Source organism: Streptomyces sp. NPDC056883 (assembly GCF_042788835.1).
Classification (GTDB): domain Bacteria; phylum Actinomycetota; class Actinomycetes; order Streptomycetales; family Streptomycetaceae; genus Streptomyces; species Streptomyces stoeckheimensis.
This window is the reverse complement of record NZ_JBHUBS010000012.1, coordinates 25,515-50,445: the sequence shown is the minus strand read 5'-3', so window position 1 is coordinate 50,445 and position 24,931 is coordinate 25,515. Positions and strand designations below refer to the sequence as shown.

Genomic DNA, 24,931 nt, shown 5'->3' with positions numbered 1-24,931 from the left:
AATGCTCCGCGCATGACGACTCGTCGGATGTACTTCGCGACCGCCGCCCTGAGCGCCCTCGCGCTGGGCGTGGCCGTGGCCAGTGGCTGGGGCCAGGACTTCCCGGACGGGGATTCCCCCGGCCCGGCGTCCGGCCCGGTGTCCGGAACGACGACGCACGTCGAGGCGAACGTCCAGCACGCCGACGCGACGCCCCGGCCGGCCGGCGACATCATCTGGAACTGACCGGATCGCTGGAACCAACCGGACCAGTGGAACCGACGGGACCGGCGTGGCCTGATCTCGCCTCCCCTCTCCCCACACCACACCTCAAAACCCCCTGAAACAAAGGGAGTCGGTATACCGTCGTGGCCGACCACGACGGACACGAGGTACGGGGCACGGGGGCTGGAGCAACATGAGTGTCGACGTTCGCTATCGGGTGGAACGGATCGCGCTGGCCCTGATGTCCACATCGGGCGTCGTGGTACTGATCGCAGACCTCCTCGGGTGGCTCGACGCACTCGCTCCCGGGGGCGCGCTCCCCAAGGTGACCCTGCTCATCCTGAGCACGGTCACCGTGTTCCTCCTGCTGGAGATCGACCGCCTGCGCAAGCTCGACGTGGTCGAGGCCCAGGTCATCCGGCTCGACGAGACCCTCCGGACGCAGGTCGCCCGGCTCGACACCAGCTTCCAGGCGCAACTCGCCAAGCTGGACATCGACACCGTCGCGCAGCAGCTCAAGCAGGAGAACTACCTCGGCGTGATCCGGGTGCACGCGGAGTTCCCCGACGTGCAGTTCAACGCGTTCGTGGAGGCCGCCATCCAGGAGGTGGCCATCCTGCAGACCTTCATCCCCAACCTGGAACACCTCCAGCCCGCCCTGGAGAAGGCGCTGGTGGACCACGGCGTCCCGGTGCGCATCATGCTCCTGTACCCGTCCTCCCCCGTGGCGGGCCTGCGCGACGAGGCACTGCGTTCCGTACGGGACCCCGCCCTCGCGCTGGACGTGAAGGCCCGGGTGGAGATGTGCCTGGCCGGCCTCGCGGAACTGCACAGGGCGGTCGGTCCGGCGGGCCGGGAGCTGCTCAGCGTGCGGGTGTACAACTCCCTGCCGTCCATCGCCGTGCACAAGGCCGACGAGCACTTTCTGGTCAGTTCGTTCCTGCACCGCCAGCTCGCGATCAACTCGGCCCAGACCGAGATCGACGGCTCCGACACCACGATGGGCCAACAGGTCCAGAGGGAGCTGGACACGCTGTGGTCGATCGGCCGCGACGTGGCCCTGTCCGACTGGCGCGAGTCCCTCAGGAACATCAGTTGGTGATCAAGCTCCAGATCAAGATCAAGATCCACGGAAAGGTACGGCCATGTACGACTTGGACGCTCCGGGCCAGGGCCGGCACGACAGGCCGGCCGGGCCGGACGGACTGCACGAGCTGGACCGGTACGAGAACGGGCTGATCGAGCGCTTCGAGGAGCATCCGGTCCTCGCGAACATCACCCGGCTGCCCGACGAGGACTTCACCGCGCTCCTGCTCCAGCGGCGCTTCGTCTCGCTCGCCTTCACCCCCTCCTACGACCTGGCCATCGACCTGCTGCGCGACGAGGAGGGGCTGCGGATCGCCCGGATCATCCTGCGCGAGGAGTACCCGGGCGCCCAGGGGCACGCGCCCTCGCACCGCGAGGACATGACCGAGGACATGCGCCGGCTCGGCGTGTCCAGGGAGGCGCTGGTGGCGTCGAGGCCCACGGCCGCGACGCGGCGGGCCATCACCGACACCCTCGAACTGATCGCGGACGCGGGCGGCCACGCCGACGCCGACCTGCGGCTGCTGACCTTCCTCCGCTTCTGGGGCGAGGTGCTGGTCTCCGTCGAGTACGGGCGGCTGTGGGAACGGATGGGGCCGCTGTTCACGGCCGAGGGCGGCGGCCGCAACCGTTCGCGCTTCTACCACCCGCACCTGGTCCACGACGCGAAGACGCATTCGCTCGCGACGGTGTCCCTGCTGTCCGACACCCACTCCGACCGGCTGGCCGCGCGGGTGACCGAGCTCCTCGCCCGGGCTGAGGGGGCGGCCGGGGCCGCCGCCTTCCAGGAGACCGAGGAGCGGGCGCTACGGCTCAAGGCCGGCTTCTACGATCAGTTCCTGCCCGCGCTGGACTCCTCGACACCGGCCTGAGCACCGGACGGCCGCGTACGGCTCTCCGGGCGGACCTCCGTACGGCTCTCCGGGCGGGCCTGCGCACGGCTCTCCGTACGGCTCGCCGGGCGGGTCTGCGAGCGGACCGCGCCCATGCTCGCCACGATGACCAGGGCGATCGCCGCCGCGTCCAGCGCCGACAGCGCCTGGTTCAGGATCATGAACCCGGCCGTCGCGGCGATCGCGGGCTCCAGGCTCATCAGGATCGCGAAGGTCGGCGCCGGGAGCCTGCGCAGGGCGAGCAGCTCCAGGGTGTAGGGCAGGACCGAGGACATCAGTGCCACGCCGAGGCCCAGGAGCAGGGTGGTCGGGTGCAGCAGGGCCGAGCCGGCCTCGATCACGCCGAGCGGCAGGGACAGTACGGCGGCCACGGCCATCGCCAGGGCCAGCCCGTCCGCCTGCGGGAACCGGCGGCCGGTCCGCGCGCTGAACACGATGTACGCCGCCCACATGCCGCCCGCCGCGAGGGCGAAGGCCACGCCCAGCGGGTCGAGACCGCCGAGGCCGCCGCCGCCGTGGGTGGACAGCAGGACGACTCCGGCGAGCGCCAGCCCGGCCCACAGCAGGTTCAGCAGGCGGCGGGAGACCACGACGGAGAGCACCAGCGGGCCCAGCACCTCCAGGGTGACGGCCGGGCCGAGGGGGATCCGGTCGATGGACTGGTAGAAGAACCCGTTCATGCCGGCCATGGTCACGCCGAACCACACCACGGTCGACCAGTCGGAGCGGGAGTACCCGCGCACCTTGGGCCGGCAGACGAGCAGCAGCACCAGCGCGGCCGCGGCGAGGCGCAGCGTGACCACGCCGGCCGCGCCCGCCTTCGGCATGAGCAGCACCGCGAGGGCGGCACCGAACTGCACCGAGACGCCCGCCGTGACCACCAGGGCGACGGGGCCGAAGCGGTCCCGGAAGGAGCCGTCCGCGGGGATGGCGGTGGCTGTGGCGGTGCTCGTGGGTGCGGAGGGTGCGGAGGGTGCGGGCATTTATCCAGATTAGGCGGTGCGTAAGGACCGTGCGTCCGTGTTTTGCCTTACATCCCGTCTACGTCCGGTTCCGGCAAGCCCTCCGGCAAGCCCTCCGCCAGGACCTCAGCCAGGTGGCGGGCCCGGCCGCCGGACAGCTGCGCGATCTGCGTCCGGCAGGAGAACCCGTCCGCCAGCACCTCCGTACCCGGCGCGGCCGCCCGCAGCGACGGCAGGAGCTGTTCCTCGGCGCAGGCCACGGAGACCTCGTGGTGTCCGGGCTCGAAGCCGAAGTTGCCCGCGAGGCCGCAGCAGCCGCCGCTGAGCCCTCCCGTCAGCCCGGCACGCTCGCGCAGCCGGCGGTCGGCGGCGTCACCGAGGACGGCGTGCTGGTGGCAGTGCGTCTGGCCGGCGACCGGCCGGTCCAGGCGGGGCGGCTGCCAGTGGGGGGCGTACTCCTCCAGGGTCTCGGCGAAGGTTCGGACGGCCGCTGCGAGACGGGGTGCGCGGGGGTCCTCCGGGAGGAGGGCGGGCAGATCGGTGCGGAGCGCCGCCGCGCAGCTCGGTTCGAGGACGGTGACGGGTCCCTGTGGGTCGCCCACGGCGTCCAGGGTGCGGCGCAGGACCCTGCGGGCGGTGTCGAGGCGGCCGGTGGAGAGGTAGGTCAGCCCGCAGCAGACGCGGCCCGTCTGCACCACGGGCTCCAGGCCGGCGGCCCTCAGCACCCGCACGGCGGCGTGCCCGACCTCGGGGGCGAGGTACTCCGCAAACGTGTCCGGCCACACCGTCACGACGGCCCCGGGCCCGGGCGTGCCCTGCGGGCGGCTGTCCCCGACCCGCCCTTCCACCGTTCCCCGGGCTCCGCCCGGACCCTTCGCCGGGTGCGGCGCCGTACCCGGGGGCCAGCCCCCGGACCCCCGCTCCTCAAACGCCGGAGGGGCTGGGTTTTCGCCGGAGGCGGCCATGTCCAGCGGCGCAGGGAAATCCAGCCCCTCCGGCGTTCGAGGAGCGGGGTCTGGGGCGGAGCCCCAGGGGGTCCGGGGCGCAGCCCCGGGGAACGGGCGAAGGGCGGGTAGGGGACCTCCCCCCGCGGAGCGGGACTCGGCGCGCCACCCGCGGGTGAACGGGGTCCGGGCCAGCCGGGGCAGGGGCCGGGAGCGTTCCAGGCCGGGGATGCGGAGGAAGCGGGACACCAGGTTCAGCGGCCCGCCCAGGCGGAGCGCGGCGATCAGCCGGAGCCAGCCCGGCAGCCCGCCCAGGGCGTAGTGGGAGAGCGGCCGCAGCCGGCCCGCCCAGTGGTGGTGGAGGAACTCCGCCTTGTAGGCGGCCATGTCGACCCCCACCGGGCAGTCGCTGCGGCAGCCCTTGCAGCCCAGGCACAGATCGAGCGCCTCGGCGACCTCCGCCGAACGCCAGCCGTCAGTCACGACCTCCCCGGCCAGCATCTCGTGCAGCAGCCGCGCCCGCCCCCGCGTGGAGTGCCGTTCCTCGCCCGTGGCCCGGTACGAGGGGCACATCACCCCCGGCCCCCCGACCTCCGTCGACCGGCACTTGGCGACGCCGACGCACCGGGCCACCTCCCCCGCGAAGGGCAGGGACGCCGGGAGGGAGGCGAAGCGGAGGTTCTCGTCGAGGCGGGCCGGGCGGACCAGGATCCCGGGGTTCATGCCGCCCGCCGGGTCCCAGACCCGCTTGTAGGACTCGAAGAGCCCGATCACCGAAGGCCCGTACATGCGGGGCAGCAGCTCCGCCCGCGCCTGCCCGTCCCCGTGCTCCCCGGACAGGGAGCCGCCGTGCGCGACCACCAGGTCGGCGAGGTCCGAGGAGAAGGCCCGGAAGCGGGCCACGCCGGGCGCCGTCACCAGGTCGAAGTCGATCCGCACGTGCACGCAGCCCTCGCCGAAGTGGCCGTACGGGGATCCGCGCAGCCCGTGCTCCACCAGCAGGGCCCGGAATTCCCGCAGGTAGGCGCCGAGCCGGGCGGGCGGGACCGCGCAGTCCTCCCAGCCCGGCCAGGCCATGGTGCCGTCGGGCATCCGGGTGGCCGTGCCCGCCGCGTCCTCGCGGATCCGCCACAGGGCCCGCTGCGCCGCCGGGTCGGTGAGCAGCAGTCCGTCCACCGCGTCGGAGGCGCGGAGCAGGGCCCGGGCCGCGCCCTCGTCGCGCATCTCCACGAACAGCCAGGCCCCGCCCCGCGGAAGCCCGGCGGCGGCCGCCGTACCGCCGACCAGGTCGGCCGCCATCCCTTCCACGGTCAGCGGCCCGTACCCGAGCAGCCCCGCCGCGGCCTGCGCGGCCGCGCTCTCGTCGGCGTACCCGAGGACGGCCAGCGCCGGGGCGGCCGGCAGCTCCACGAGCCGTACGACGGCCTCGGTGACCACGCCGAGCGTGCCCTCGCTCCCGCAGAACGCCCGGGCCACCTCGGTGCCCCGTTCGGGGAGCAGCGCGTCCAGGTCCCCGTAGCCGGAGATCCGCCGCGCGAAGCCGTCGGCCGCACCGCCCGCCATGCCGGTGCGCAGGACCGCCAGGTTCTCCGACACCAGCTCCCGCAGCCCGTCCGGCGCGCCCTGCCAGCCGGTGCCGAGCCGGTGCGAGGAGCCGCCGTACGCCGTCACCGCCAGTGCGGCGACGTTGTCGGCGGTGGTCCCCCAGGCCACCGAGTGGGCCCCGCAGGCGTTGTTGCCGATCATCCCGCCGAGGGTGCACCGGGAGTGCGTGGAGGGGTCCGGCCCGAAGGTCAGCCCGTGCGGGCGGGCCGCGTCCCGCAGCCGGTCGAGGACCAGGCCGGGCTGGACGACGGCGGTGCGGGCGGCCGGGTCCAGGGAGACGAGGGCGTTCATGTGGCGGGTGAGGTCGAGGACGACGCCGACGCCCGTGGCCTGGCCCGCGATGGACGTGCCGCCGCCGCGCGGGACGACCGGGACCCCGGCCGCGGCGCACAGCGCGAGCGCGGCGGCCACGTCCTCGGCGTCGCGCGGGGCGACCACGCCGACGGGGACGCGGCGGTAGTTCGAGGCGTCCATCGTCGTCAGGGCCCGGGCGGCGGCGCCGAAGTCGACCTCTCCGCGCAGGTTCTTCCGCAAGGTCCGTTCGAGTTCACCGGGTGACGTCACGGCGGACAGCCTCCCACCGGCTCCCGGCCGCTCCGAGCAGCTTCCGCCTCTACGCGCGTCATCTCATCGGGTGGACTCGGTTCCGAGGCGTGGACCCGGACCGGATACGCTCGGCTTGTGGCCGAGATCCAGATTCCCGCTGACATCAAGCCCGCCGACGGACGCTTCGGCGCGGGCCCCTCCAAGGTGCGGACCGAGGCGCTGGACGCCCTCGCCGCCACCGGTACCTCCCTGCTCGGAACCTCCCACCGCCAGGCTCCGGTCAAGAACCTGGTCGGCTCCGTGCGCCAGGGCCTCCGGGACCTCTTCTCCCTCCCCGAGGGCTACGAGGTGATCCTGGGCAACGGCGGCTCCACCGCCTTCTGGGACATCGCGACCGCCGGTCTCATCGAGCGGAAGTCGCAGCACCTCACCTTCGGTGAGTTCTCCTCCAAGTTCGCCAGCGCCGCGAAGCTCGCGCCGTGGCTGGACGCGCCGTCCGTGATCTCCTCCGACCCGGGCACCCACCCGGACCCGGTGGCCGAGGCGGGCGTGGACGTGTACGCGTACACCCACAACGAGACCTCGACGGGTGTCGCGGCGCCGATCAAGCGCGTCGCGGGCGCCGACGAGGGTTCCCTCGTCCTGGTGGACGCGACCTCGGGTGCCGGCGGTCTGCCGGTGGACATCACCGAGACCGACGTCTACTACTTCGCCCCGCAGAAGTCCTTCGCCTCCGACGGCGGCCTGTGGCTGGCGGCGTTCTCCCCGGCCGCCCTGGAGCGCGCGGCCCGCGTGCACGCCTCCGGCCGGCACATTCCGGAGTTCTTCTCGCTGCCGACGGCGATCGACAACTCGCTGAAGAACCAGACGTACAACACCCCGGCGCTCTCCACCCTCTTCCTGCTGGACCAGCAGCTGGAGTGGATGAACAGCCAGGGCGGTCTGGAGTTCACGACCGGCCGTACGGCGGCCAGCGCGGCCCACCTGTACGGCTGGGCCGAGGCGTCGAAGTACGCGAGCCCGTTCGTCGCGGACTCCGCGAAGCGCTCGGCCGTCATCGGCACGATCGACTTCTCGGACGACATCGACGCGGCCGCGGTCGCCAAGGTGCTGCGCGCCAACGGCATCGTGGACACCGAGCCGTACCGCAAGCTGGGCCGCAACCAGCTCCGCATCGCGATGTTCCCGGCGATCGACCCGGCGGACGTCCAGGCGCTCACCGCGTGCGTGGACTTCGTGATCGAAGCCCTCTGACCGATACAGCCCCACCCGGCCCCGCACGGCGACCCCGTCCGACACGCTCCGGAGCCCCCGGTGACTTCTCGTCACCGGGGGCTCCCGCGTTGCCGGCAGCGGCCTGAGTCGGTCCTGAGCCGGTCCTGAGTCGGTCCTGAACGAGCCCTGAAGAACGAAGTCCCGCGCGCGGCCCGGAACCCCGGGACCTTGGTCCCAAAAATCGGCGCAAAGAGCCCGCCAAGGGAAGATCCACGCCCCCGTCGCCGCCTGCGGTTTTATGCCGCGGGACCTTCGGCAGGGGCCTCCTGGGGCCCTGCCGGGGGGCGCAACCAACCACCCCAGGATGTCCCTCATGTCTGGTGTGCCGGGAACGAACCCCGGCCCGTTCAGGAGGAACCCCATGCGCAAGGCACTTACCTTCTCGGCGATCGCCCTCGCCTCGTCGATGGCCCTGGCAGCCCCCGCCGTCGCGTTCGCCGCCGATGCCACCCCGACCGCGCACAGCAGCGCGAGCGCCGACGCCAAGACCGCCCCGGTGGCCCTGAAGCTGTCGCCCTCCTCCGGCAAGCCGGGCGACTCCGTCCAGATGTCGATGGAGGTCCCGGACGGCTCGACGAACCTGTCGATCTCCTCCAAGGCCCTGAACGACGTCAAGATGACCGACGGGCGCGGCGCCACCGCCACGATCGCCAAGGTCGCGGACGGCAACTACGGCGTCTCCCTCACCGGTACGGGCCCCAAGGGCGAGAAGCTCCAGGCCACCGCCGAGATCACGGTCAAGGACGGCAAGCCCACCCCGACGCCGACTCCGACCCCGACCGACTCCACGCTGAGCCTGTCCGCGGACCACGGCAAGCCGGGCGACAAGATCCAGGTCACCATCAAGACGGCGGCGAACGAGAAGAGCGCGTTCGTCAAGTCCGATGCCTTCGGCGGCCAGGTCAACCTGAAGAACGACGGCAAGGGCGTCTGGACCGGCACCGCGGTCGTCGCCAAGGACGTCAAGACCGGCTACTACGGCGTCGACGCCTTCGCGGGCGGCAAGAAGTTCGACACCGTCAAGTTCTCCACCGACGCCACCGGCAACGTCACCCCCAAGCCGAAGCCGGCCCCGCTCGACCCGAGCCACCACAAGACCCCCAAGGGGTCCGTGAACACCGGCCAGGCCCCGCTCGGCTGGGTCCCCTCGGACGCGGCAGACAATGGCTGAGCGGTCCACCCCCGAACGCGCCCCCCGCCGGAGCGGCCGCGCCCTGCGCGTGGCCGCCCTGGCGGGCGCCGCGGGCCTCACGGCCTTCCTGATCACTTCCTGCGGGTCCGGCGGTGACGCCGGCAGTGCGGCCAAGAACGACCCGGCCGGCGCCAAGAACGCCTCGGTGCTGAACGCTTCCGTCCCGGACCGCATCGTGATCCCGGACATCAAGGTCGACGCCCCGCTCGACACGGTCGGACTGGACGCCCAGGGCACCATGCAGGAGCCGGACTTCGCCAAGCCCAAGGACGCGGCCTGGTACAAGGAGGGCCCGACCCCCGGGGAGAAGGGCGCGGCCGCCATCGTCGGGCACATGGACACGCCCCAGGCCCCCGAGGCCGTCTTCTACAACCTCAAGAAGCTGAAGAAGGACGAGAAGATCGAGGTCCACCGCGACGACGGCTCCACCGCCGTCTTCGCCGTCGACGAGGTCGACACGTTCAAGAAGGACCGGTTCCCGACCGACAAGGTCTACGGGGACACCCACGGCAAGGCCGAGCTCCGCGTCATCACCTGCGGCGGCAACCTCACCAAGGACCGCCACTGGGACGCCAACGTCGTGGTGTTCGCACACCTCGTCGGTCAGGAATAGCCCGCCCCTTCTCCCGACGGTGGCGCCTACTTGGCCACGGCGAAGCGCATCAGGGCCTGCTCGTCGCCCGGCTTGATCTTGCCGGTCTCGTTGATGACCTGGAGCTTCCAGCCGGCCCCGTCCCGGATCGCCTTGGCCACGGCGCAGCCGTTGTCCGTGCCGAGCAGGCTCGGCCAGATGTCGGCGACCTGCTGGGTGCTGCCGCCCGTGCCGTCGTACACCTTGAAGCTGATGTTGCGGGCGCTCTGGAAGGAACTGCCCTTCTTGTACGCGGCGGCGACGAAGACGATGGACGTGACGTTGCCCGGTATCCGGGCGAACTCGACGGTCACCGTCTCGTCGTCGCCCTCACCGTGGCCGGTCTGGTTGTCCCCGCTGTGGAGCAGCGAGCCGTTGCCCATGGGGTCGAGGGAGTCGAGACCCGCGAGGCGGACGGGGTCCGCGCCCTGCATCGCGATCGCGATGAGGTCCAGGTCGGTCCCGACCTTCCGCTTGAGCTTGCCCAACAGGCCGCCGCTGCTGCCCACGGTGGGGTCCCACGAGACCCCGATGGACAGGTGGGTTACGCCGCCCAGGTCCGCGGGGCCGTCTTCCTTGGTGAGCGTGATCATGCGCAATCCTCACAAATAGCAGTGCGATACCGACTCCTTGAGTCTGCCTGAAGCCGGTTCGTTTGCGGAGGCGCTCGACGCACGCGATACCTTCAGGCCCACGGCATCCGGCGTTCCGTGGATGCCGTACGGCGCAGTACAGCGCAGTACAGCTTGGAGGCAGCAGCGTGAGCGTGCGAGTGACGGCGGCCCAGGACGGCGTGGACCCCTTCGGCACGGCCCGGCTGCGACGCGGGGTGCTCGACGCCTGGGGCGCGGGCCCGGCCCGCTTCCGCGAGGACGCCAACGCCGAGGAGGACCTGGCCCTCGGCGGCTACCGCGACCGGCTCGTCGTCGAGCTCGCGCAGAACGCCGCCGACGCGGCCGCCCGCGCCGGAGTTCCCGGCCGGCTGCGGCTCACCCTGCACGCGGGCACCGACCAGCCCGACGGGCACGCGCTGCTCGCCGTCTCCAACACCGGCTCCCCGCTGGACGCCACCGGCGTGGAGTCGCTGTCCACGCTGCGCGCCTCCGCCAAGCGCGACGACTCCTCCGGGAGCGTCGGCCGCTTCGGCGTCGGCTTCGCCGCCGTCCTGGCCGTCTCCGACGAGCCCGCCGTCCTCGGCCGGCACGGCGGCGTGCGCTGGTCCCTGGCCGAGGCCCGCGAGCTGGCCCGGGGAGCGTCCGTCGGCAGCTCCGGGCTCGGCGAGGAACTGCGCCGCCGCGACGGCCACGTCCCGCTGCTGCGTCTCCCGTTGCCCGCCGAGGGCACCGCGCCCGAGGGCTACGACACCGTGGTGGTCCTCCCGCTGCGCGACGCCGCCGCCGAGGAGCTGGCCGGGCGGCTGCTGGCCGCCGTCGACGACGCCCTGCTGCTGACCCTGCCGGGGCTCGCCGAGGTCGTCATCGACACACCGGTCGGGGGCGTGCGGACGCTGACCCGCCGCACCGAGGGCCCGTACACCGTCATCAGCGACTCCGCCTCGGACACCAAGCACTGGCGTACCGTGCGCCACTCCGGCCCCATCGAGAAGGCGCTGCTCGCCGACCGGCCCGTCGAGGAACGGCTGCGGCCCGTCTGGGCGGTGTCCTGGTCCGTGCCCGTCGACGCCGAAGGCGCCCCGGTCCGCCCCTCGACCGCGGCCGTGGTGCACGCGCCGACCCCGACCGACGAACCGCTCGGCATCCCCGCGCTGCTCATCGCGACCCTGCCGCTGGACACCACCCGCCGGCACCCCGCGCCCGGTCCGCTGACCGACTTCCTCGTGGAGCGCGCGGCCGACGCCTACACCGAACTGCTGGGCTCCTGGGACCCGGTGAGCACCGCGCTCGTGGACCTCGTACCCGGCCCGCTCGGCAAGGGGGAGCTCGACGGGGCCCTGCGCGCCGCCGTCATCGCGCGGCTGCCCCGTACGGCCTTCCTCGCACCGGCCGCACCGCCCGAGGAGCCGGCGGAGGGGGAGCCGCTGGAGCGGGCCGCCCTGCGCCCCTTCGAGGCCGAGGTCGTGGAGGGCGCGGGCGCCGAGACCGTACGGGTCCTCGCGGAGGTGCTGCCGACCCTGCTCCCCGCCGGGCTGGAGCGCCGCCCCGAGCTGCGCACCCTGGGCGTGGGCCGGCTGCCGCTGGGCGAGGCCATCGAGCGGATCGCGGGCATCGAGCGGACCCCCGAGTGGTGGTACCGGCTCTACGACAGCCTCGCCGGGGTCGACCCGGACCGGCTCTCCGGCCTCCCCGTGCCGCTGGCCGACGGGCGCACCGCGATCGGCCCCCGGCACCTGCTGCTGCCCGGCGCGGACGCCCCGCGGTCGGGCAGCCCCGAAAGCCTGGCCCGGCTCGGCCTGAAGGTGGCCCACCCCGACGCGGTGCACCCGCTGCTGGAGAAGCTCGGCGCGCTCCCGGCGAGCCCGCGCGCCGTCCTGACGACCCCGCAGGTGCGGGCGGCCGTCGCGGCCTCCCTGGACGCCGGGGAGATCTGGGACGAGGACGCCCTCGACCCCGAGGAACTGGCGGACATCGTCCTCGGCCTGGTCCGCGACGCCGAGCTCTCCCCCGGCGACGAACCGTGGCTGGGCGCGCTCGCCCTGCCCGACGAGGACGGCGAACCGACCCCGGCCGGCGAACTCCTGCTGCCCGGCTCCCCGCTGGCCTCGGTGATCCGCGAGGACGAGATCCCGTACGTGGACGCCGAGCTGGTGGAGCGCTGGGACGAGCGGACCCTCACCGCCGTCGGCGTACTCGCCGCCTTCCAGCTGGTCCGCGCCACCGACGTGGTCCTGGACCCCGACGAACTGGAGCCCCGCGACGGGGAGTTCGCCGAGCCCGACGACGCCGGTCTGCTCGACGCCGTCGACGTGTGGTGCGAGGACCTCCTGGACCAGCTGCCCGACACCCCCGTGCCGCCGGTCGCCACCGAGCTGGTCGCCGTACGGGACCTCGACCTGGTCGACGACGACTGCTGGCCCCGGGCCCTGGCCATGCTGGCCCAGCCCCCCTTCCGGGACGCCCTGACCCAGCCCGTGCGGGTCCTGCTCCCGGACGGCACCACCCGCTCCGTGCGCTCGTACACCGCCTGGTGGCTGCGCGACCACCCCGTCCTGGACGGCCGCCGCCCGGCCGGACTCCGCGCGGCGGGCGGCGACCCTCTCCTGTCGGGCCTCTACACCCCGGCGGACGCCACCGGCTTCGAGGACGAGCAGGTCCTGCGGGCGCTGGGCGTACGCACCACCGTGCCCGCCCTCCTGGAGGAGCCGGGCGGCGCCGCCGAGCTGCTCGGCCGCCTCGCCGACCCGGACCGCGAGGTCACCGGCCGCCAACTGCACGGCCTGTACGGCGCCTTGGCGGACCTGGACCCCGAACAGGTCACCCTGCCCGACGAGCTGCGCGCGGTCGTCGACGGCGAGGTGGTCGTGGTGGACGCCTCCGAGGCCCTGGTCGCGGACGCCCCGGACCTCCTCCCCCTGACGACGGGCCTCCCGCTCCTCCCGGTCGCCCCGTCCCGGGCGGCCGACCTGGCGGAGCTGTTCCAGGTCCGGCGCCTCTCGGAGACGGTCCCCGCGGAGGTGACCACCGAGGGCGAGGAGCACGAGGTCCCCGAGTCGGTGCACCAACTCCTGGGCCCGGCCACCCCGAAGAGCTACGTGGAGCACGAGGAACTCCTGGCGGGCGGCACCGAACTCGACTGGCGCCGCACCCCGGACGGCACCCTGCACGCCTCCACCCTGGAAGGCGTGGCAGCAGCCCTCGCCTGGGCGGCGGGCCAGTGGCCCCGCCGCTTCGAGGTCGCAGCCCTCCTGGAGGACCCGTCCCGCACGGCGGAACTGGCCCGCGACCGCTGGTTCGACTGAGGAAACGCCTCCGGCGCCCCACTGAGGGGCGCCGGAGACCGTACGGGGTGGTGGCTTGCTCAGCGCGCCGCGCCGAAGCCCGTCACCGTCGGGTAGGGCTTCGCCGTGCCCTTGCCCGGGAAGACCGTGACCTTGCCGGAGGCGTCGGCGGACCAGAGGTCCGGGATGCGGTCACCCGTGAGGTCGCCGTCGGAGCCGATGCGCGGGTGCGCGGCCGGGGCCAGGGTGGTCAGGACCGGCCCGGCGGCCGGGTTGGCGAAGGCGGAGAAGTCGGGGGCGGCCGGGGTGCCCTTGATGGTGAAGGCCCGGACCGTGCCGTCCTTCTGCGAGCGGGCCCACAGGGTCGGGAAGTCCGTGCCCTGGGCGCGGCCCGGGGTGAGCAGGTCGTAGCCGGCCCAGCGGGTGGTGTTGCCCGAGACGAGGGTCGCCTCGCTGCTCAGCCGGCCGGCGAAGGTCGATTCCACCAGCCACAGGCGTCCGTTCTCGACGAACAGCAGCGAAGTACGGGGCAGACGACGCCCGTCGGTCGGGGTGTCTCCTCGGGGCGAACCGTAGGCCGCGATCCCGGTGACCTTGGACCAGTCTCCGCCGAGGCCGTTCTTCGCGCACTCGATGGCCTTGCCTGCCGCGTCCTTGCACGTGCTGGGCTTGTCCACGAGCACCGAACCCTGGTCGGTGAAATCCCCCAGGCCGGCGTTGTGGAAGAGCTCCAGATTGGCTGCCCCTGGGGCGTGTGCCACCAGGTCGTCGACCGCGTACCCGTACAGCGAGCCGCGGTGGCTGTACTGCACGCGGGCCCAGCTTCGGAGGTCTCCCGGGGCCGCGGCGGCGTGGGCGCTGGGGGTGGCCCGCGGGTCCGCGCCGGGGACGCGCAGGTGCCCGGCCGCATCGGGGACGAGGACGTCGGGCTTGCCGTCCGCGTCGATGTCACCGAAGGCGACGGGGCCGGTGCTCTCCTGCGCGTAGTAGCTCAGGTCGGCGCGCTGGGACACGTTGCCCGCGTTGTCCATCGTCTCCAGGTAGACGCCCTGGGACCCCCAGGTCTCGGGCTTGACCTTGATGTCGGCCTTGCCGTCGACCAGCCGTACGACGTGGAGGTCGGTGGCCTCGTCCGAGCACTTCCAGCCGACGCCGAAGGTCTGCCGCGTCTGCCAGCGGGCGCAGGCGACCTCCGAACCGATGTCGGTTGCGTGCAGGGTGAAGGAGGCCTCCTGGCCGACCCTCTTGGGCTTCGAGTCGGTGGTGACCTTGGCGGTCGGCGGCGTCTTGTCCACCCGGAAGTAGCACCAAGGCGTGTAGGGGCTGGTCAGCTTCCCGTCCGTGGCGCGGGCCCGCCAGCCGTACTGGCCGCCGTCCACGAAGTTCCCGGCGGTGAACCGCGTACTGGACTGCGGGACCCTGCTCGACGCCGTCGCCTGCTCGGTGCGCTTGCCGCCGTACGCGGTGTCCCAGAGCTGGAACGTCGTCGCGACAGCTGCGCCCGAGGGGGATACGGCCTTGGCGCTGACGGTGACGTCACCGTTGCCTATCCAGCCCGCACCCGACCCGGAGTACGGGTTGGTGTAGCAGGACGAGTAGCGGTCCTCGCCGTGGAAGCCGGGTGCCGGGCTGCTGCGTGGCGCGCTGACCGCGGGCGCCGCCGGATCCCCGGCGGCGGTGGCCGGAGCCGCGGCGGCCAGTCCGACCGCCAGTGACAGGGCCGCTATGGATAGTGCGCGTGCTCGTTTCACGTGGTGGTTCCCCCCAGGGAATGCGGTGTCGACCGGCCGTAATCTTCCACACGGGCCACCGGCCCGCACCGGCATTGAACGGCATCAGGGGGTCCCAGCCCCCACCGGGGTCAGCAGTGCGTCCGCGATGGCCGTGCGGGCGTACAGGACCGAGCGGCCCGCGCGGTGGGCGGTGACCAGGCCCGCGTCGCGCAGGGCCGTGAGGTGTTGGGAGACCGCGGCGGTGGACAGGCCGCTGTGGCGGGCCAGTTGGGTGGTGGAGGACGGGGTGTCCAGTTCGGCGAGCAGGAGGGTCCGGGAGCGGCCCAGTACGGCGGCCACCGCGTCGGTGGACTTGGTGGCGCGGGGCTCCCACAGGGTGCCGATCCCGCGGGCGGGGTAGGCGAGCTGGGGCGGCTCCGGGGCCACCGAGCGGGTCAGCACGCGGGGCCAGGCGAAGGCGGAGGGGACGAGGAGCAGGCCGGCTCCCGTGTCCGCCCGGTTCATCGAGCACTGCCGGCGGACCATGCGCAGGGTGCCGGCGTCCCAACTGACCGTTTCGTGGAGTTCGTTGAGGACGTGCGCCGAGCCGTGCTCGGCGACCTGCCGGGCGCGGTGGAACACGTCCGCCTCCAGCAGCTGGCGGATGCGCGGCCAGTACGGGCCCAGCGCGAGGTCCCAGTACGTCTCGATCTCGGCGGTGACCTTCTCCAGCGCCGCCTCGGGCTCCTCGCGCAGCAGCCGCAGCCGCGGCGCCGGGCAGGGCGTCTTCGCCGCCAGGACGTCGAGGTCGGCGTGCACCTGTGCCGCGGGGCTGCGGCGGATGGCCGCCAGTTCCGCGGGGAGTTCGCCGAAGGGGCCGGCCGGGGTCGGGTTGAGGAAGTCCGCGAGGTAGCCGGTGCCCGGGATCAGGGCGGCGAGCCAGCCCCGGTCCAGTCCGGCGGCGAGCAGCCGGGGCCGCACCTGCCGGGCCCAGCGGCGGTGGAGCGGGGGGTCGGTCTCCTCGCGCAGCAGCCGGAAACTGGTGACGACCTCCCACATCGGGGACACCGCGAACCGGGTCTGCGCCAGGTCCGTGGCGGAAAAGCTCAGTTCGTATTCCATGCGCCCGCTGCCCCCGCCGTGTCGTGCCCCGCCGTACCGTGCCGTGCCATTGGATTCGGTCCCACCTTAATCAATGGGACCCCGGCCGCCCAGGGCGCAGGCTCCTCGCATGCCCTCCTCCTTCCGCGGTCTCCCGCCCCTCGTCTGGACCCTGTTCGCCGGTTCCATCGTCAACCGGATCGGCTACCTGGTCACCCCCTTCCTGGTCTTCCTCCTCGCCGACCGGGGCATCACCGGATCCGACATCTCCTTCGTGCTCGGCGCGCTCGGCGCCGGCCACCTGCTCGGCCCGGCCGTCGGCGGTCTGCTCGCCGACCGGATCGGCCGCCGCCCGACCATGCTGATCGGGCTCATCGGCTCCGCCGTCGCCCAGGGCGCCCTGTTCATGGCCCCCGGGGTCTGGACCATGGCCGCCTCCGCGCTGCTCCTCAGCACCGCCGGGGCCACGGTCCCGCCCGCCGCGTTCGCCCTGCTGGCCGACTCGGTGGACACGGGCTGGCGGCAGAGGGCGTACGCCCTGTTCAACTGGGGCGTCAACATCGGCACGGCCGTCGCCGGCGTGCTCGGCGGCTTCCTCGCCGCGCACGGGTACTGGCTGCTCTTCGCCGTCGACGCCGGTTCCGCCCTCGTCTACGCCACCGTGGTCGCCACCCGGCTGCGCGAACCGGCCCGCACCGCTCCGACCAAGGCCTCCGGCGGCCTGGGCTACGGGGTCGTCCTGCGCGACCGGCTGATGCTCCTGCTGCTCCCCCTGCTCGGGATCCAGCTGTTCGTGTACTCGCTGACCGAGGTGGCGCTGCCGCTGGCCGTCCGCGACAGCGGGCTCTCGCCGGCCGTGTACGGAGCCCTGGCGGCGGTCAACGCCGTCCTGGTGGTGGCCCTGCAGCCGTTCGTGACGGCCAAGCTGTCGGGACTGCCGCAGCTCCCGGTGCAGGCTGCGGGCGGCGCCCTGATCGCCACCGGGGTGGCCCTGACCGGGCTCGCGGACTCCGTCACCGGGTACGTGGTCTCGGTGGTCGTCTGGTCGCTCGGCGAGGTGGCCGTGGCCGGCATCGCGGCCTCACTGGTGGCCGACCTGGCGCCTGCCGACGCCCGGGGCCGCTACCAGGGCGCCTTCAGCTGGACCTGGGGCCTGGCCCGCTTCTCCGCCCTCACCCTGGGCGTCGCCCTCTACACCGGGGTCGGGCCGGCCGCCCTGTGGTGGGGCGCCCTGGCCGCCGGACTGCTCGCCGCGGTGGCCACCCTGGGCCTGCGCACGCGGATCGCCGCCCGGCGGGAGCAGGACCTCGACCTGGCGGCGTGAGGGTCAAATGGGCTCGACCCACACCGGGTGATTACCGAGCAGCCGCCGCAAGTCGTCGGCATCCGAAGTCAGCACGACGACGCGGTCTCCCCGGCCTGCGGCCTCAAGCGCGACAGAGCCGAGAACGGCGTCGATCGCGTACTTGTGACCATGCAGTTTCGCCTCCTTCAGGAGGGAACGCGCGGTGGCGATCATGGCGTCATTCGTGTGGACGACCTCCATCCGGGACAAGGTCCGGTCCCAGGTCTTGGGCAGCACACCCGCCTTCGGATCCCAGGCCTCCAGGGTCGTGAGTCCGGAGGTCACCACCCGGACATCACTGTGCGCCGCAGCCTTCACATAGGCGGACAAGACCTCGTCGCCGCGCACCGCTCGGGAGAGCGCCTCGCAGTCGAAGACGAACGTACGCGGCGCGGGCACGACCCGCCGGTTCACCCGGGGGGTCACGCGGCAGCCTGCCGACCTGGTTCGGGCTGCTGGGCAGGCACCCCGGTCCGGCGTTCTTCGTACCAGGCGTCGATGGCCTCGATCCGGTCGAGTACCGCGTCGTACGCCTCGTCACTTACCGGCCCGTACTCCTGCTCCAGATGGTCCGACAGTTCGTGCAGCTTGTCCTGCGCAACCCTGCGCTCGACGGCGGCGGCCACGTAGGCGGACACCCCTCGGGCGGACACCCGTTCCTTGATGCTCTCGAACACCTCTGCCGGCAAGGTGACAGTGACCTTCTTCATTGCCATAGTCCAACTATGAAACCGGTACGGCCCACCTGTCGATCCCTCGTGGGAGTGAGCCGCGAGGGTGAACCTACGCCGGGAACCTGCGGTTCACCCACCGGAAGGTGAACTCGATGAGGGCGGCCGCCACGGCGGCGATGCCCACGGCGGTCCACGGCATCACGGCGCCCTCCAGCTTGAGCTGGAAGAACTCCTGGAGCCAGGGCACGACGAGCACGATCAGGAACGCCCCGCCCATCGCGCCGACCAGACCGACCCGCCACCAGGTGTAGGGGCGGGCGATGATCGCCAGCACCCACATCGAGGTCAGGAACAGCGCGAGCGTCGCGGCGCTGGTCTCGGCCTTGAGGGCGTCGGGGCCGGAGTAGTGGTGGCGGGCGATCACGTAGGTGACGAAGCAGGCGACGGCGGCGATGATCCCGCCCGGGATCGCGTACCGCATCACGCGTTTCACGAAGTGCGGCTTGGCCCGCTCCTTGTTGGGGGCGAGGGCCAGGAAGAAGGCCGGGATGCCGATCGTGAGGGTGGAGAGCAGCGTCAGGTGGCGCGGCAGGAACGGGTACTCGACCTGGGAGCAGACCACCAGGACGGCCAGCAGCACCGAGTAGACCGTCTTCGTGAGGAAGAGGGTGGCGACGCGGGTGATGTTGCCGATGACCCTGCGGCCCTCGGCGACCACCGAGGGCAGGGTGGAGAAGCTGTTGTTGAGGAGGACGATCTGCGCGACGGCCCGGGTGGCCTCCGAGCCGGAGCCCATGCTGACGCCGATGTCGGCGTCCTTGAGCGCGAGCACGTCGTTGACCCCGTCGCCGGTCATCGCGACCGTGTGGCCCCGGGACTGGAGGGCGGCGACCATGTCGCGCTTCTGCTGCGGGGTGACCCGCCCGAAGACGGCGTTCCCGTCGAGGACCTCGGCCATCTCCCCCTGGTCGGTGGGGAGCGTGCGCGCGTCGACGGTGTTCTCGGCGCCGGGCAGGCCGAGCTTGCCGGCGACCGCGCCGACCGAGACGGCGTTGTCCCCGGAGATGACCTTGGCCTTGACGCCCTGGTCCTCGAAGTAGCGCAGGGTGTCGGCGGCGTCGGGGCGCAGCCGCTGCTCCAGGACGACGAGGGCGGTCGGCTTGACCCCGGAGGCCACGGCCGGGTCGTCGAGTTCGCCGGCGGCCCGTCCCAGCAGGAGGACCCGCAGGCCCTGCTCGTTGAGCTCGTTGATCTCCTCCAGGGCCGGATCCCCGGCCGGGAGCAGCACGTCGGGGGCGCCGAGCAGCCAGGTGTTGTTCTCCCCGTCGCCCTCGCTGAAGCTGGCGCCGCTGTACTTGCGGGCGGAGGAGAAGGGCAGCGATTCGGTGCAGCGCCACTCGGCGCTGTCGGGGTAGGCGTCGATGATCGCCTGGAGGCTGGCGTTGGGGCGGGGGTCGCTCTCGCCGAGCGCGCCGAGGACCTTCTTGACGTACGCGGCGTCCGCGCCGCCGAGCGGGCGGCACTCGGTGACGTCCATGCCGCCCTCGGTCAGGGTGCCGGTCTTGTCGAGGCAGACCACGTCCACGCGGGCGAGCCCCTCGATGGCGGGCAGCTCCTGCACCAGGCACTGCTTGCGGCCGAGCCGGATGACGCCGATGGCGAAGGCGACGGAGGTGAGGAGGACGAGGCCTTCGGGGATCATCGGGACGATGCCGCCGACGGTGCGGGCGATGGCGTCCTTGAGGTTCTTGTCCTTGACGATCAGCTGGCTGATGATCAGGCCGATGGAGGTCGGGATCATCATCCAGGTGACGTACTTGAGGATGGTGGAGATGCCGGAGCGCAGCTCGGAGTGGACGAGCGTGAACCGGGAGGCCTCTTCGGCGAGCTGGGCGGCGTAGGCCTCGCGGCCGACCTTGGTGGCGGTGAAGGCGCCGCCGCCGGCGACGACGAACGAGCCGGACATGACCGGGTCGCCGGGCTTCTTCAGGACGGGGTCGGCCTCGCCGGTGAGGAGGGATTCGTCGATCTCCAGGCCGTCGGCCTCGCCCACGAGCCCGTCGACGACGACCTTGTCGCCGGGGCCGAGCTCGATGACGTCGTCGAGGACGATCTCGGAGGTGGAGATCTCGGCGGTGCGGCCGTCGCGGCGGACGCTGGGTTTGGCCTCGCCGATGACGGCGAGGCCGTCGAGGGTCTTCTTGGCGCGCATCTCCTGGATGATGCCGATGCCGGTGTTCGCGATGATCACGAAGCCGAAGAGGCTGTCCTGGATCGGCGCGACGAAGAACATGATCACCCAGAGGACGCCGATGATGGCGTTGAAGCGGGTGAAGACGTTGGCGCGGACGATCTCGGACGTGGAGCGGCTGCTGCGGACGGGCACGTCGTTGACGGCTCCGCGGGCGACGCGCTCGGCGACTTCGGCGGTGGTCAGCCCGGCCGGCTTGAACCGGGGTGCGGGCGGTCGTACCGGGTGTACGGGATCGAGCTCGGCCCCCGCGTCGATGGCGGTCCCGGCGGCCGTGCCGGCGCCGCCGCCCGGCTCCGGTCCCTCTGATGCGCTCTGCGCCCGCTCCGTCATGGTTCCGACGGTAAAGGGGGATTCACTCCCCCACCTGCCGAAAAGTCTGAAGATCCGACTTCGGGATGAGCAGAATCCTCCGCTGGTACCCCTTCCGGCGGGCGCGCCGGGTACGTGCGGCGCCGCTCCCAAGGGGCGCGGGGAACTGCGTGCCCAGCCACAGCGGACCCGCACGAAGACCTCCGCCCCGGCCCCGGGGGCCGTCAGAACCGGACGGCCAGCACGGGCTGGCCCGACCGGCCGGGGCGGCGGGCTAGCCCGCCCGGGGGGACGGGGACGACGGGTCGGCTTCGTTCCGGGCGGCCAGCTCAGCCGCGTGCCGCTTCAAGGCGGCATCGCGCCCGCGGACGTACCAGAGGCCGATCAGGCCGAGGACCCCGCCGACCGCGCAGGTCCAGACCCACCACAGCATGCCCCGGTCCGCGAACCATCCGTAGAAGGGGAGCTGGAAGAGGAAGAGGGCGAACCACAGGATCGTGCCGCCCATCACGGTGGCCACGATCGGACCCTCAAGGGGCTCGGGGGCCTCGTGCGTCGCAGTCCATTTCGCCATGGGGACCAGTCTAGGCCGGTCGGCGGAGGGTCTACGCGCGGAGATAGACGGCCTCTCGTTCATGTGTTCATACTGAAACGGATTGGGCTTGGCCCGTTTTCGTCGTATGAAACCACCACTGAGGACCAGGACCCCCATGAGCACGTCGGCCCCCGTGGACCGCTACTTCAAGATCTCCGAGCGCGGCTCGACCATCGGCCGCGAGGTCCGCGGCGGCTTCGCCACCTTCTTCGCGATGGCCTACATCATCGTGCTGAACCCGATCATCCTGGGCAGCGCGAAGGACATGTACGGGAACCAGCTCGACGGCGGCCAGCTGGTCACCGCCACCGTGCTGACCGCCGCCTTCACCACCCTCCTCATGGGCGTGATCGGCAACGTCCCGATCGCCCTCGCGGCCGGGCTCGGCGTCAACACCGTGGTCGCCCTCCAGCTCGCCCCGCGCATGAGCTGGCCCGACGCCATGGGCATGGTGGTCCTGGCCGGCTTCGTGGTGATGCTGCTGGTCGCCACCGGTCTGCGCGAGCGGGTCATGAACGCGGTCCCGCTCGGCCTGCGCAAGGGCATCGCGATCGGCATCGGCCTGTTCATCATGCTGATCGGCCTGGTCGACTCGGGCTTCGTCACCCGCATCCCGGACCTCGCCCACACCACGGTCCCGCTCCAGCTCGGCAGCAACGGCCACCTGCACGGCTGGCCCGTCCTGATCTTCGTGGTCGGCGTCCTGCTGACGCTGACCCTGATCATCCGCAAGACCCCCGGCGCGATCCTGATCTCCATCGTGGCCATGACGGTCGCCGCCCTGGCGGTCCAGCTGATCACCAAGCTCCCGGACGCCGCCTGGGGCCTGACCGTCCCGGAGTGGCCGGGCAACCCGGTGGCCGCCCCCGACTTCGGCCTCATCGGTCAGGTCAGCCTGTTCGGCGGCTTCGGCAAGGTCGGCATGCTGACCGGCATCCTGTTCGTCTTCACCGTGCTGCTGTCCTGCTTCTTCGACGCGATGGGCACCATCCTGGGCGTCGGCGACGAGGCGAAGCTGACGAAGCCGGACGGCTCCTTCCCCGGCATCAACCGGGTGCTGTTCGTCGACGGCATGGCCGTCGCCGCGGGCGGCGCCTCCTCCTCCTCGGCCACCACCTGCTTCGTGGAGTCCACGGCGGGCGTCGGCGAGGGGGCCAGGACGGGCCTGGCGAACATCGTGACGGGCGGCCTCTTCGCCGTGTCGCTGTTCCTCACGCCGCTCGCCACGATGGTCCCCTCGCAGGCGGCCACCCCGGCTCTCGTCGCGGTCGGCTTCCTGATCATGGCCGGCTCGGTCAGGGACATCGACTGGAACGACTTCACCATCGCCGTCCCGGCCTTCCTGGCCATGGTGATGATGCCGTTCACGTACTCGATCACCAACGGCATCGGGATCGGCTTCGTGGCCTTCTCCGTACTGCGGCTGGCGACCGGCCGGGGCCGCGAGGTCCCGGTGGCCATGTACGTCGTGTCGGCGGTCTTCGTCTTCTACTACGCGATGCCGGCGCTGGGCCTCACGTAGCCCCGGGCTCACGCAGCCCCGTAGAACTTCTCCGTCTCGTCGACGGCCGCCTTGAAGCGTTCGTCGAAATCGTCGCGAATGAGCGTCCGGACCACATAGTCCTGGACGCTCATTCCGCGTTTGGCGGCATGAGTCCGGAGCCTGTCGAGGAGCTCCCCGTCTATGCGCATGCTCAGCACATGTGTCCCCATGCCGAAAGAGTCGGGGCACAGGGCATGGACGCGTGTCACTTTCCGGAGCCGACTCACCCGTACGAGTGACACCAGATAATGGTGTTCCTTAGGAAGAGTAATGAGTTACTCTAAATACATGCATGACCTTTCCCATGGTGACGACGCAGCCGCCGTGAACGACCTCCGCTCCGCCGTCATGCGGCTGGGCCGGCGCCTCAAGCACCAGCGCGTCGACGAATCGCTGAGCCCGACCGAGATGTCGGTCCTCGGCACCCTCGCCCGCTGCGGCCAGGCCACCCCCGGTGAGCTGGCCCGCCGCGAGCACGTGCAGCCGCCGTCCATGACGCGCATCGTCGCGTTGCTGGAAGCCAAGGGACTGGTCACGCTGGAACCGCACCCCGACGACCGCCGCCAGAAGGTGGTCCGCCAGACGGAGGAGGCCGAAGCGATGCTCGAAGAGAGCCGTCGCAAGCGCAACGCCTTCCTCGCCGGGCTCGCGGCCGAGCTGACCGAGGACGAATGGGCGAAGCTGCGCGAAGCCGCGCCCGTCCTGGACAAGCTCGCGCACCTATAGGAACGACGCCAGGAGGCGAACCCTTTTGAGTACGGGACCCGGAGCAGACTCCGCCCCCGGCCACACATCCACCACTACGCGCACGCCCGGCACGGCACAGCACAAGAACTCGATGTTCAGCTCGCTGAAGATCCGGAACTACCGGCTCTTCGCCACGGGCCAGGCCGTCTCGAACACCGGCACCTGGATGCAGCGCATCGCACAGGACTGGCTGGTCCTGTCCCTGACCGGATCCGCCTCCGCGGTCGGCATCACCATCGCGCTGCAGTTCCTGCCGATGATGCTGTTCGGGCTCTACGGCGGCGTCCTCGCCGACCGGCTCCCCAAGCGGCCGCTGCTGCTCTGCACCCAGGCCGCCATGGGCCTCACCGGCCTCGCGCTCGGCGTCCTCACCCTCGCCGGTCACGTCAACGTCTGGCACGTCTACCTCGCCGCCTTCCTGCTCGGCCTGGTCACCGTCGTGGACAACCCGGCCCGCCAGACCTTCGTCTCCGAGATGGTCGGCAAGGACCAGGTGGCCAACGCGGTCAGCCTGAACTCCGCCAACTTCCAGTCCGCGCGACTGGTCGGCCCGGCCATCGCCGGTGTCCTCATCACCGCCGTCGGCTCCGGCTGGGCCTTCCTGCTCAACGGCCTGTCCTTCGCGGCGCCGCTCGCGGCCCTGATGCTGATGCGGACGCGGGACCTGCACCCGGTCGAGGTCCAGCCCCGCGCCAAGGGCCAGCTCCGGGAAGGCCTGCGGTACGTCGCCGGACGGCCCGAGCTGATCTGGCCGATCGTGCTCGTCGGATTCATCGGCACCTTCGGCTTCAACTTCCCGATCTGGCTGTCGGCCTTCGTCAGCAAGGTCTTCCACGGGGACGCGGGCACCTACGGGCTCTTCAACACCCTGATCGCGGCGGGCTCCCTGGCGGGCGCGCTGCTGGCGGCCCGCCGGGGCCTTTCGCGCCTGCGGCTGCTGGTCGCGGCGGCGGTGCTCTTCTCCGTCCTCCTGCTGGTGACGGCCTTCGCACCGAGCTTCTGGCTGTTCGCGGCACTGCTGGTGCCGATCGGGGTCTTCGGCCTGACGGTGAACGTCACCGCCAACTCCAGCGTCCAGATGGCCACCGACCCCGAGATGCGGGGCCGGGTGATGGCCCTGTTCATGATGGTCTTCACCGGCGGCACCCCGATCGGGGCCCCGCTGGTCGGCTGGATCACGGACACGTACGGCGCGCGGATCGGCATGGCCGCGGGCGGAGCGGTGTCGCTGGCCGCGGCCGTCACGATCGGCCTCGTCCTCTCGCGCATCGGCAACCTCCGCCTCAGCGTGAACCGCCACGGCGTGACCTTCGTCCCCTCGGACCGCCGCCGCCAGCTGGCGACGGCGGCGTAGCGGCTCACCCACGAACAGCGGCGGGGGGGGGTGCTTCACCCCCCCCGCGTCTTTCGGTTGTGGG

21 protein-coding genes are annotated in these 24,931 nt (G+C 72.2%); 11 read left to right on the top strand and 10 right to left on the bottom strand.

Annotated features, from left to right (window positions below; translation table 11 throughout):
• The first annotated feature begins 12 nt into the window (after positions 1 to 12).
• From ACFRU2_RS26580 to ACFRU2_RS26570, 3 genes are all read left to right on the top strand, one after another.
• A complete protein-coding gene (locus tag ACFRU2_RS26580; protein ID WP_382976447.1) occupies positions 13 to 225 on the top strand; it encodes a hypothetical protein in 213 nt (70 codons plus the stop codon).
• 172 nt (positions 226 to 397) lie between these two features.
• Positions 398 to 1,306, top strand: coding sequence for a hypothetical protein (locus ACFRU2_RS26575; protein WP_382976445.1), 909 nt, complete (start codon positions 398 to 400; stop codon positions 1,304 to 1,306).
• 43 nt (positions 1,307 to 1,349) lie between these two features.
• Positions 1,350 to 2,162, top strand: a complete 813-nt coding sequence (locus tag ACFRU2_RS26570; RefSeq protein ID WP_382976443.1) for a hypothetical protein — start codon at positions 1,350 to 1,352, stop codon at positions 2,160 to 2,162.
• Here the strand turns inward: ACFRU2_RS26570 and ACFRU2_RS26565 are convergent.
• Both ACFRU2_RS26565 and ACFRU2_RS26560 read right to left on the bottom strand, forming a co-directional pair.
• On the bottom strand, positions 2,123 to 3,166 hold the full coding sequence (locus ACFRU2_RS26565) for a DMT family transporter (RefSeq protein ID WP_382976440.1): 1,044 nt from the start codon (positions 3,164 to 3,166) through the stop codon (positions 2,123 to 2,125). The two genes, ACFRU2_RS26570 and ACFRU2_RS26565, sit on opposite strands and share 40 nt — an antisense overlap.
• 47 nt (positions 3,167 to 3,213) lie before the next feature.
• Positions 3,214 to 6,168, bottom strand: coding sequence for an FAD-linked oxidase C-terminal domain-containing protein (locus ACFRU2_RS26560; protein WP_382976818.1), 2,955 nt, complete (start codon positions 6,166 to 6,168; stop codon positions 3,214 to 3,216).
• 207 nt (positions 6,169 to 6,375) lie between these two features.
• On the opposite strand from ACFRU2_RS26560, the gene serC reads away from it, so the two are divergent.
• The 3 genes from serC (at position 6,376) to ACFRU2_RS26545 (ending at position 9,320) form a co-directional block, all read left to right on the top strand.
• Positions 6,376 to 7,494 carry a phosphoserine transaminase gene (gene serC, locus ACFRU2_RS26555; protein ID WP_382976438.1) on the top strand — a complete coding sequence of 373 codons (1,119 nt, stop codon included), beginning with the start codon at positions 6,376 to 6,378 and terminating at the stop codon, positions 7,492 to 7,494.
• Positions 7,495 to 7,876: 382 nt separating this feature from the next.
• Complete coding sequence (locus tag ACFRU2_RS26550; RefSeq protein WP_382976436.1) at positions 7,877 to 8,686, top strand: hypothetical protein; 810 nt, start codon at positions 7,877 to 7,879, stop codon at positions 8,684 to 8,686.
• The gene (locus ACFRU2_RS26545; RefSeq protein ID WP_382976434.1) at positions 8,679 to 9,320 is read left to right on the top strand and encodes a class F sortase; all 642 of its coding nucleotides are present in this window, start codon (positions 8,679 to 8,681) and stop codon (positions 9,318 to 9,320) included. Before ACFRU2_RS26550 ends, ACFRU2_RS26545 begins: the two co-directional genes overlap by 8 nt.
• A 26-nt stretch (positions 9,321 to 9,346) precedes the next feature.
• Here ACFRU2_RS26545 and ACFRU2_RS26540 read toward each other — a convergent pair whose 3' ends face one another.
• Positions 9,347 to 9,931 carry a TerD family protein gene (locus tag ACFRU2_RS26540; RefSeq protein WP_351441597.1) on the bottom strand — a complete coding sequence of 195 codons (585 nt, stop codon included), beginning with the start codon at positions 9,929 to 9,931 and terminating at the stop codon, positions 9,347 to 9,349.
• Positions 9,932 to 10,098: 167 nt separating this feature from the next.
• On the opposite strand from ACFRU2_RS26540, the gene ACFRU2_RS26535 reads away from it, so the two are divergent.
• On the top strand, positions 10,099 to 13,254 hold the full coding sequence (locus ACFRU2_RS26535; protein ID WP_382976432.1) for a sacsin N-terminal ATP-binding-like domain-containing protein: 3,156 nt from the start codon (positions 10,099 to 10,101) through the stop codon (positions 13,252 to 13,254).
• Positions 13,255 to 13,313: 59 nt separating this feature from the next.
• Here ACFRU2_RS26535 and ACFRU2_RS26530 read toward each other — a convergent pair whose 3' ends face one another.
• Positions 13,314 to 14,984, bottom strand: coding sequence for an FG-GAP repeat domain-containing protein (locus ACFRU2_RS26530; protein ID WP_382976430.1), 1,671 nt, complete (start codon positions 14,982 to 14,984; stop codon positions 13,314 to 13,316).
• An 84-nt stretch (positions 14,985 to 15,068) separates the two neighbouring features.
• On the bottom strand, positions 15,069 to 16,067 hold the full coding sequence (locus tag ACFRU2_RS26525; protein WP_382976428.1) for a DUF5937 family protein: 999 nt from the start codon (positions 16,065 to 16,067) through the stop codon (positions 15,069 to 15,071).
• Positions 16,068 to 16,176: 109 nt separating this feature from the next.
• Between ACFRU2_RS26525 and ACFRU2_RS26520 the strand changes: the two genes are divergently transcribed.
• Positions 16,177 to 17,370: an MFS transporter gene (locus ACFRU2_RS26520; protein WP_382976426.1), complete on the top strand. Its 1,194-nt coding sequence runs from the start codon at positions 16,177 to 16,179 to the stop codon at positions 17,368 to 17,370.
• Positions 17,371 to 17,373: 3 nt separating this feature from the next.
• Here the strand turns inward: ACFRU2_RS26520 and ACFRU2_RS26515 are convergent, their stop codons facing one another.
• The 4 genes from ACFRU2_RS26515 to ACFRU2_RS26500 all read right to left on the bottom strand — a co-directional run bounded on the left by ACFRU2_RS26515 (position 17,374) and on the right by ACFRU2_RS26500 (position 21,202).
• Positions 17,374 to 17,817 carry a hypothetical protein gene (locus tag ACFRU2_RS26515; protein WP_382976424.1) on the bottom strand — a complete coding sequence of 148 codons (444 nt, stop codon included), beginning with the start codon at positions 17,815 to 17,817 and terminating at the stop codon, positions 17,374 to 17,376.
• Positions 17,814 to 18,101: a hypothetical protein gene (locus ACFRU2_RS26510; RefSeq protein WP_266957140.1), complete on the bottom strand. Its 288-nt coding sequence runs from the start codon at positions 18,099 to 18,101 to the stop codon at positions 17,814 to 17,816. Before ACFRU2_RS26510 ends, ACFRU2_RS26515 begins: the two co-directional genes overlap by 4 nt.
• Before the next feature lie 73 nt (positions 18,102 to 18,174).
• Positions 18,175 to 20,649, bottom strand: a complete 2,475-nt coding sequence (locus ACFRU2_RS26505; RefSeq protein WP_382976422.1) for an HAD-IC family P-type ATPase — start codon at positions 20,647 to 20,649, stop codon at positions 18,175 to 18,177.
• Between the two features lie 253 nt (positions 20,650 to 20,902).
• A complete protein-coding gene (locus ACFRU2_RS26500) occupies positions 20,903 to 21,202 on the bottom strand; it encodes a DUF2530 domain-containing protein (RefSeq protein ID WP_382976419.1) in 300 nt (99 codons plus the stop codon).
• Positions 21,203 to 21,338: 136 nt separating this feature from the next.
• On the opposite strand from ACFRU2_RS26500, the gene ACFRU2_RS26495 reads away from it, so the two are divergent.
• The gene (locus ACFRU2_RS26495; protein WP_382976417.1) at positions 21,339 to 22,745 is read left to right on the top strand and encodes an NCS2 family permease; all 1,407 of its coding nucleotides are present in this window, start codon (positions 21,339 to 21,341) and stop codon (positions 22,743 to 22,745) included.
• An 8-nt stretch (positions 22,746 to 22,753) separates the two neighbouring features.
• Here the strand turns inward: ACFRU2_RS26495 and ACFRU2_RS26490 are convergent, their stop codons facing one another.
• Positions 22,754 to 22,936, bottom strand: coding sequence for a BrnA antitoxin family protein (locus ACFRU2_RS26490; RefSeq protein ID WP_250747478.1), 183 nt, complete (start codon positions 22,934 to 22,936; stop codon positions 22,754 to 22,756).
• A gap of 118 nt (positions 22,937 to 23,054) precedes the next feature.
• On the opposite strand from ACFRU2_RS26490, the gene ACFRU2_RS26485 reads away from it, so the two are divergent.
• Together ACFRU2_RS26485 and ACFRU2_RS26480 are read left to right on the top strand one after the other, a co-directional pair.
• Positions 23,055 to 23,492: a MarR family winged helix-turn-helix transcriptional regulator gene (locus tag ACFRU2_RS26485; RefSeq protein WP_214954723.1), complete on the top strand. Its 438-nt coding sequence runs from the start codon at positions 23,055 to 23,057 to the stop codon at positions 23,490 to 23,492.
• A gap of 25 nt (positions 23,493 to 23,517) precedes the next feature.
• Positions 23,518 to 24,867, top strand: coding sequence for an MFS transporter (locus ACFRU2_RS26480; protein WP_382976415.1), 1,350 nt, complete (start codon positions 23,518 to 23,520; stop codon positions 24,865 to 24,867).
• Positions 24,868 to 24,931 lie beyond the last annotated feature (64 nt).

Bases quoted from the DNA above. Each gene is read 5' to 3' on its own strand.
- ACFRU2_RS26490 (WP_250747478.1), bottom strand. From the start codon at position 22,936: ATGGGGACACATGTGCTGAGCATGCGCATAGACGGGGAGCTCCTCGAC.
- ACFRU2_RS26510 (WP_266957140.1), bottom strand. From the start codon at position 18,101: ATGAAGAAGGTCACTGTCACCTTGCCGGCAGAGGTGTTCGAGAGCATC.
- ACFRU2_RS26545 (WP_382976434.1), top strand. From the start codon at position 8,679: ATGGCTGAGCGGTCCACCCCCGAACGCGCCCCCCGCCGGAGCGGCCGC.
- ACFRU2_RS26570 (WP_382976443.1), top strand. From the start codon at position 1,350: ATGTACGACTTGGACGCTCCGGGCCAGGGCCGGCACGACAGGCCGGCC.
- ACFRU2_RS26495 (WP_382976417.1), top strand. From the start codon at position 21,339: ATGAGCACGTCGGCCCCCGTGGACCGCTACTTCAAGATCTCCGAGCGC.
- ACFRU2_RS26485 (WP_214954723.1), top strand. From the start codon at position 23,055: ATGCATGACCTTTCCCATGGTGACGACGCAGCCGCCGTGAACGACCTC.
- ACFRU2_RS26525 (WP_382976428.1), bottom strand. From the start codon at position 16,067: ATGGAATACGAACTGAGCTTTTCCGCCACGGACCTGGCGCAGACCCGG.
- ACFRU2_RS26540 (WP_351441597.1), bottom strand. From the start codon at position 9,931: ATGATCACGCTCACCAAGGAAGACGGCCCCGCGGACCTGGGCGGCGTA.
- ACFRU2_RS26575 (WP_382976445.1), top strand. From the start codon at position 398: ATGAGTGTCGACGTTCGCTATCGGGTGGAACGGATCGCGCTGGCCCTG.
- ACFRU2_RS26560 (WP_382976818.1), bottom strand. From the start codon at position 6,168: ATGGACGCCTCGAACTACCGCCGCGTCCCCGTCGGCGTGGTCGCCCCG.
- ACFRU2_RS26565 (WP_382976440.1), bottom strand. From the start codon at position 3,166: ATGCCCGCACCCTCCGCACCCTCCGCACCCACGAGCACCGCCACAGCC.
- ACFRU2_RS26520 (WP_382976426.1), top strand. From the start codon at position 16,177: ATGCCCTCCTCCTTCCGCGGTCTCCCGCCCCTCGTCTGGACCCTGTTC.
- ACFRU2_RS26550 (WP_382976436.1), top strand. From the start codon at position 7,877: ATGCGCAAGGCACTTACCTTCTCGGCGATCGCCCTCGCCTCGTCGATG.
- ACFRU2_RS26580 (WP_382976447.1), top strand. From the start codon at position 13: ATGACGACTCGTCGGATGTACTTCGCGACCGCCGCCCTGAGCGCCCTC.
- ACFRU2_RS26505 (WP_382976422.1), bottom strand. From the start codon at position 20,649: ATGACGGAGCGGGCGCAGAGCGCATCAGAGGGACCGGAGCCGGGCGGC.
- ACFRU2_RS26500 (WP_382976419.1), bottom strand. From the start codon at position 21,202: ATGGCGAAATGGACTGCGACGCACGAGGCCCCCGAGCCCCTTGAGGGT.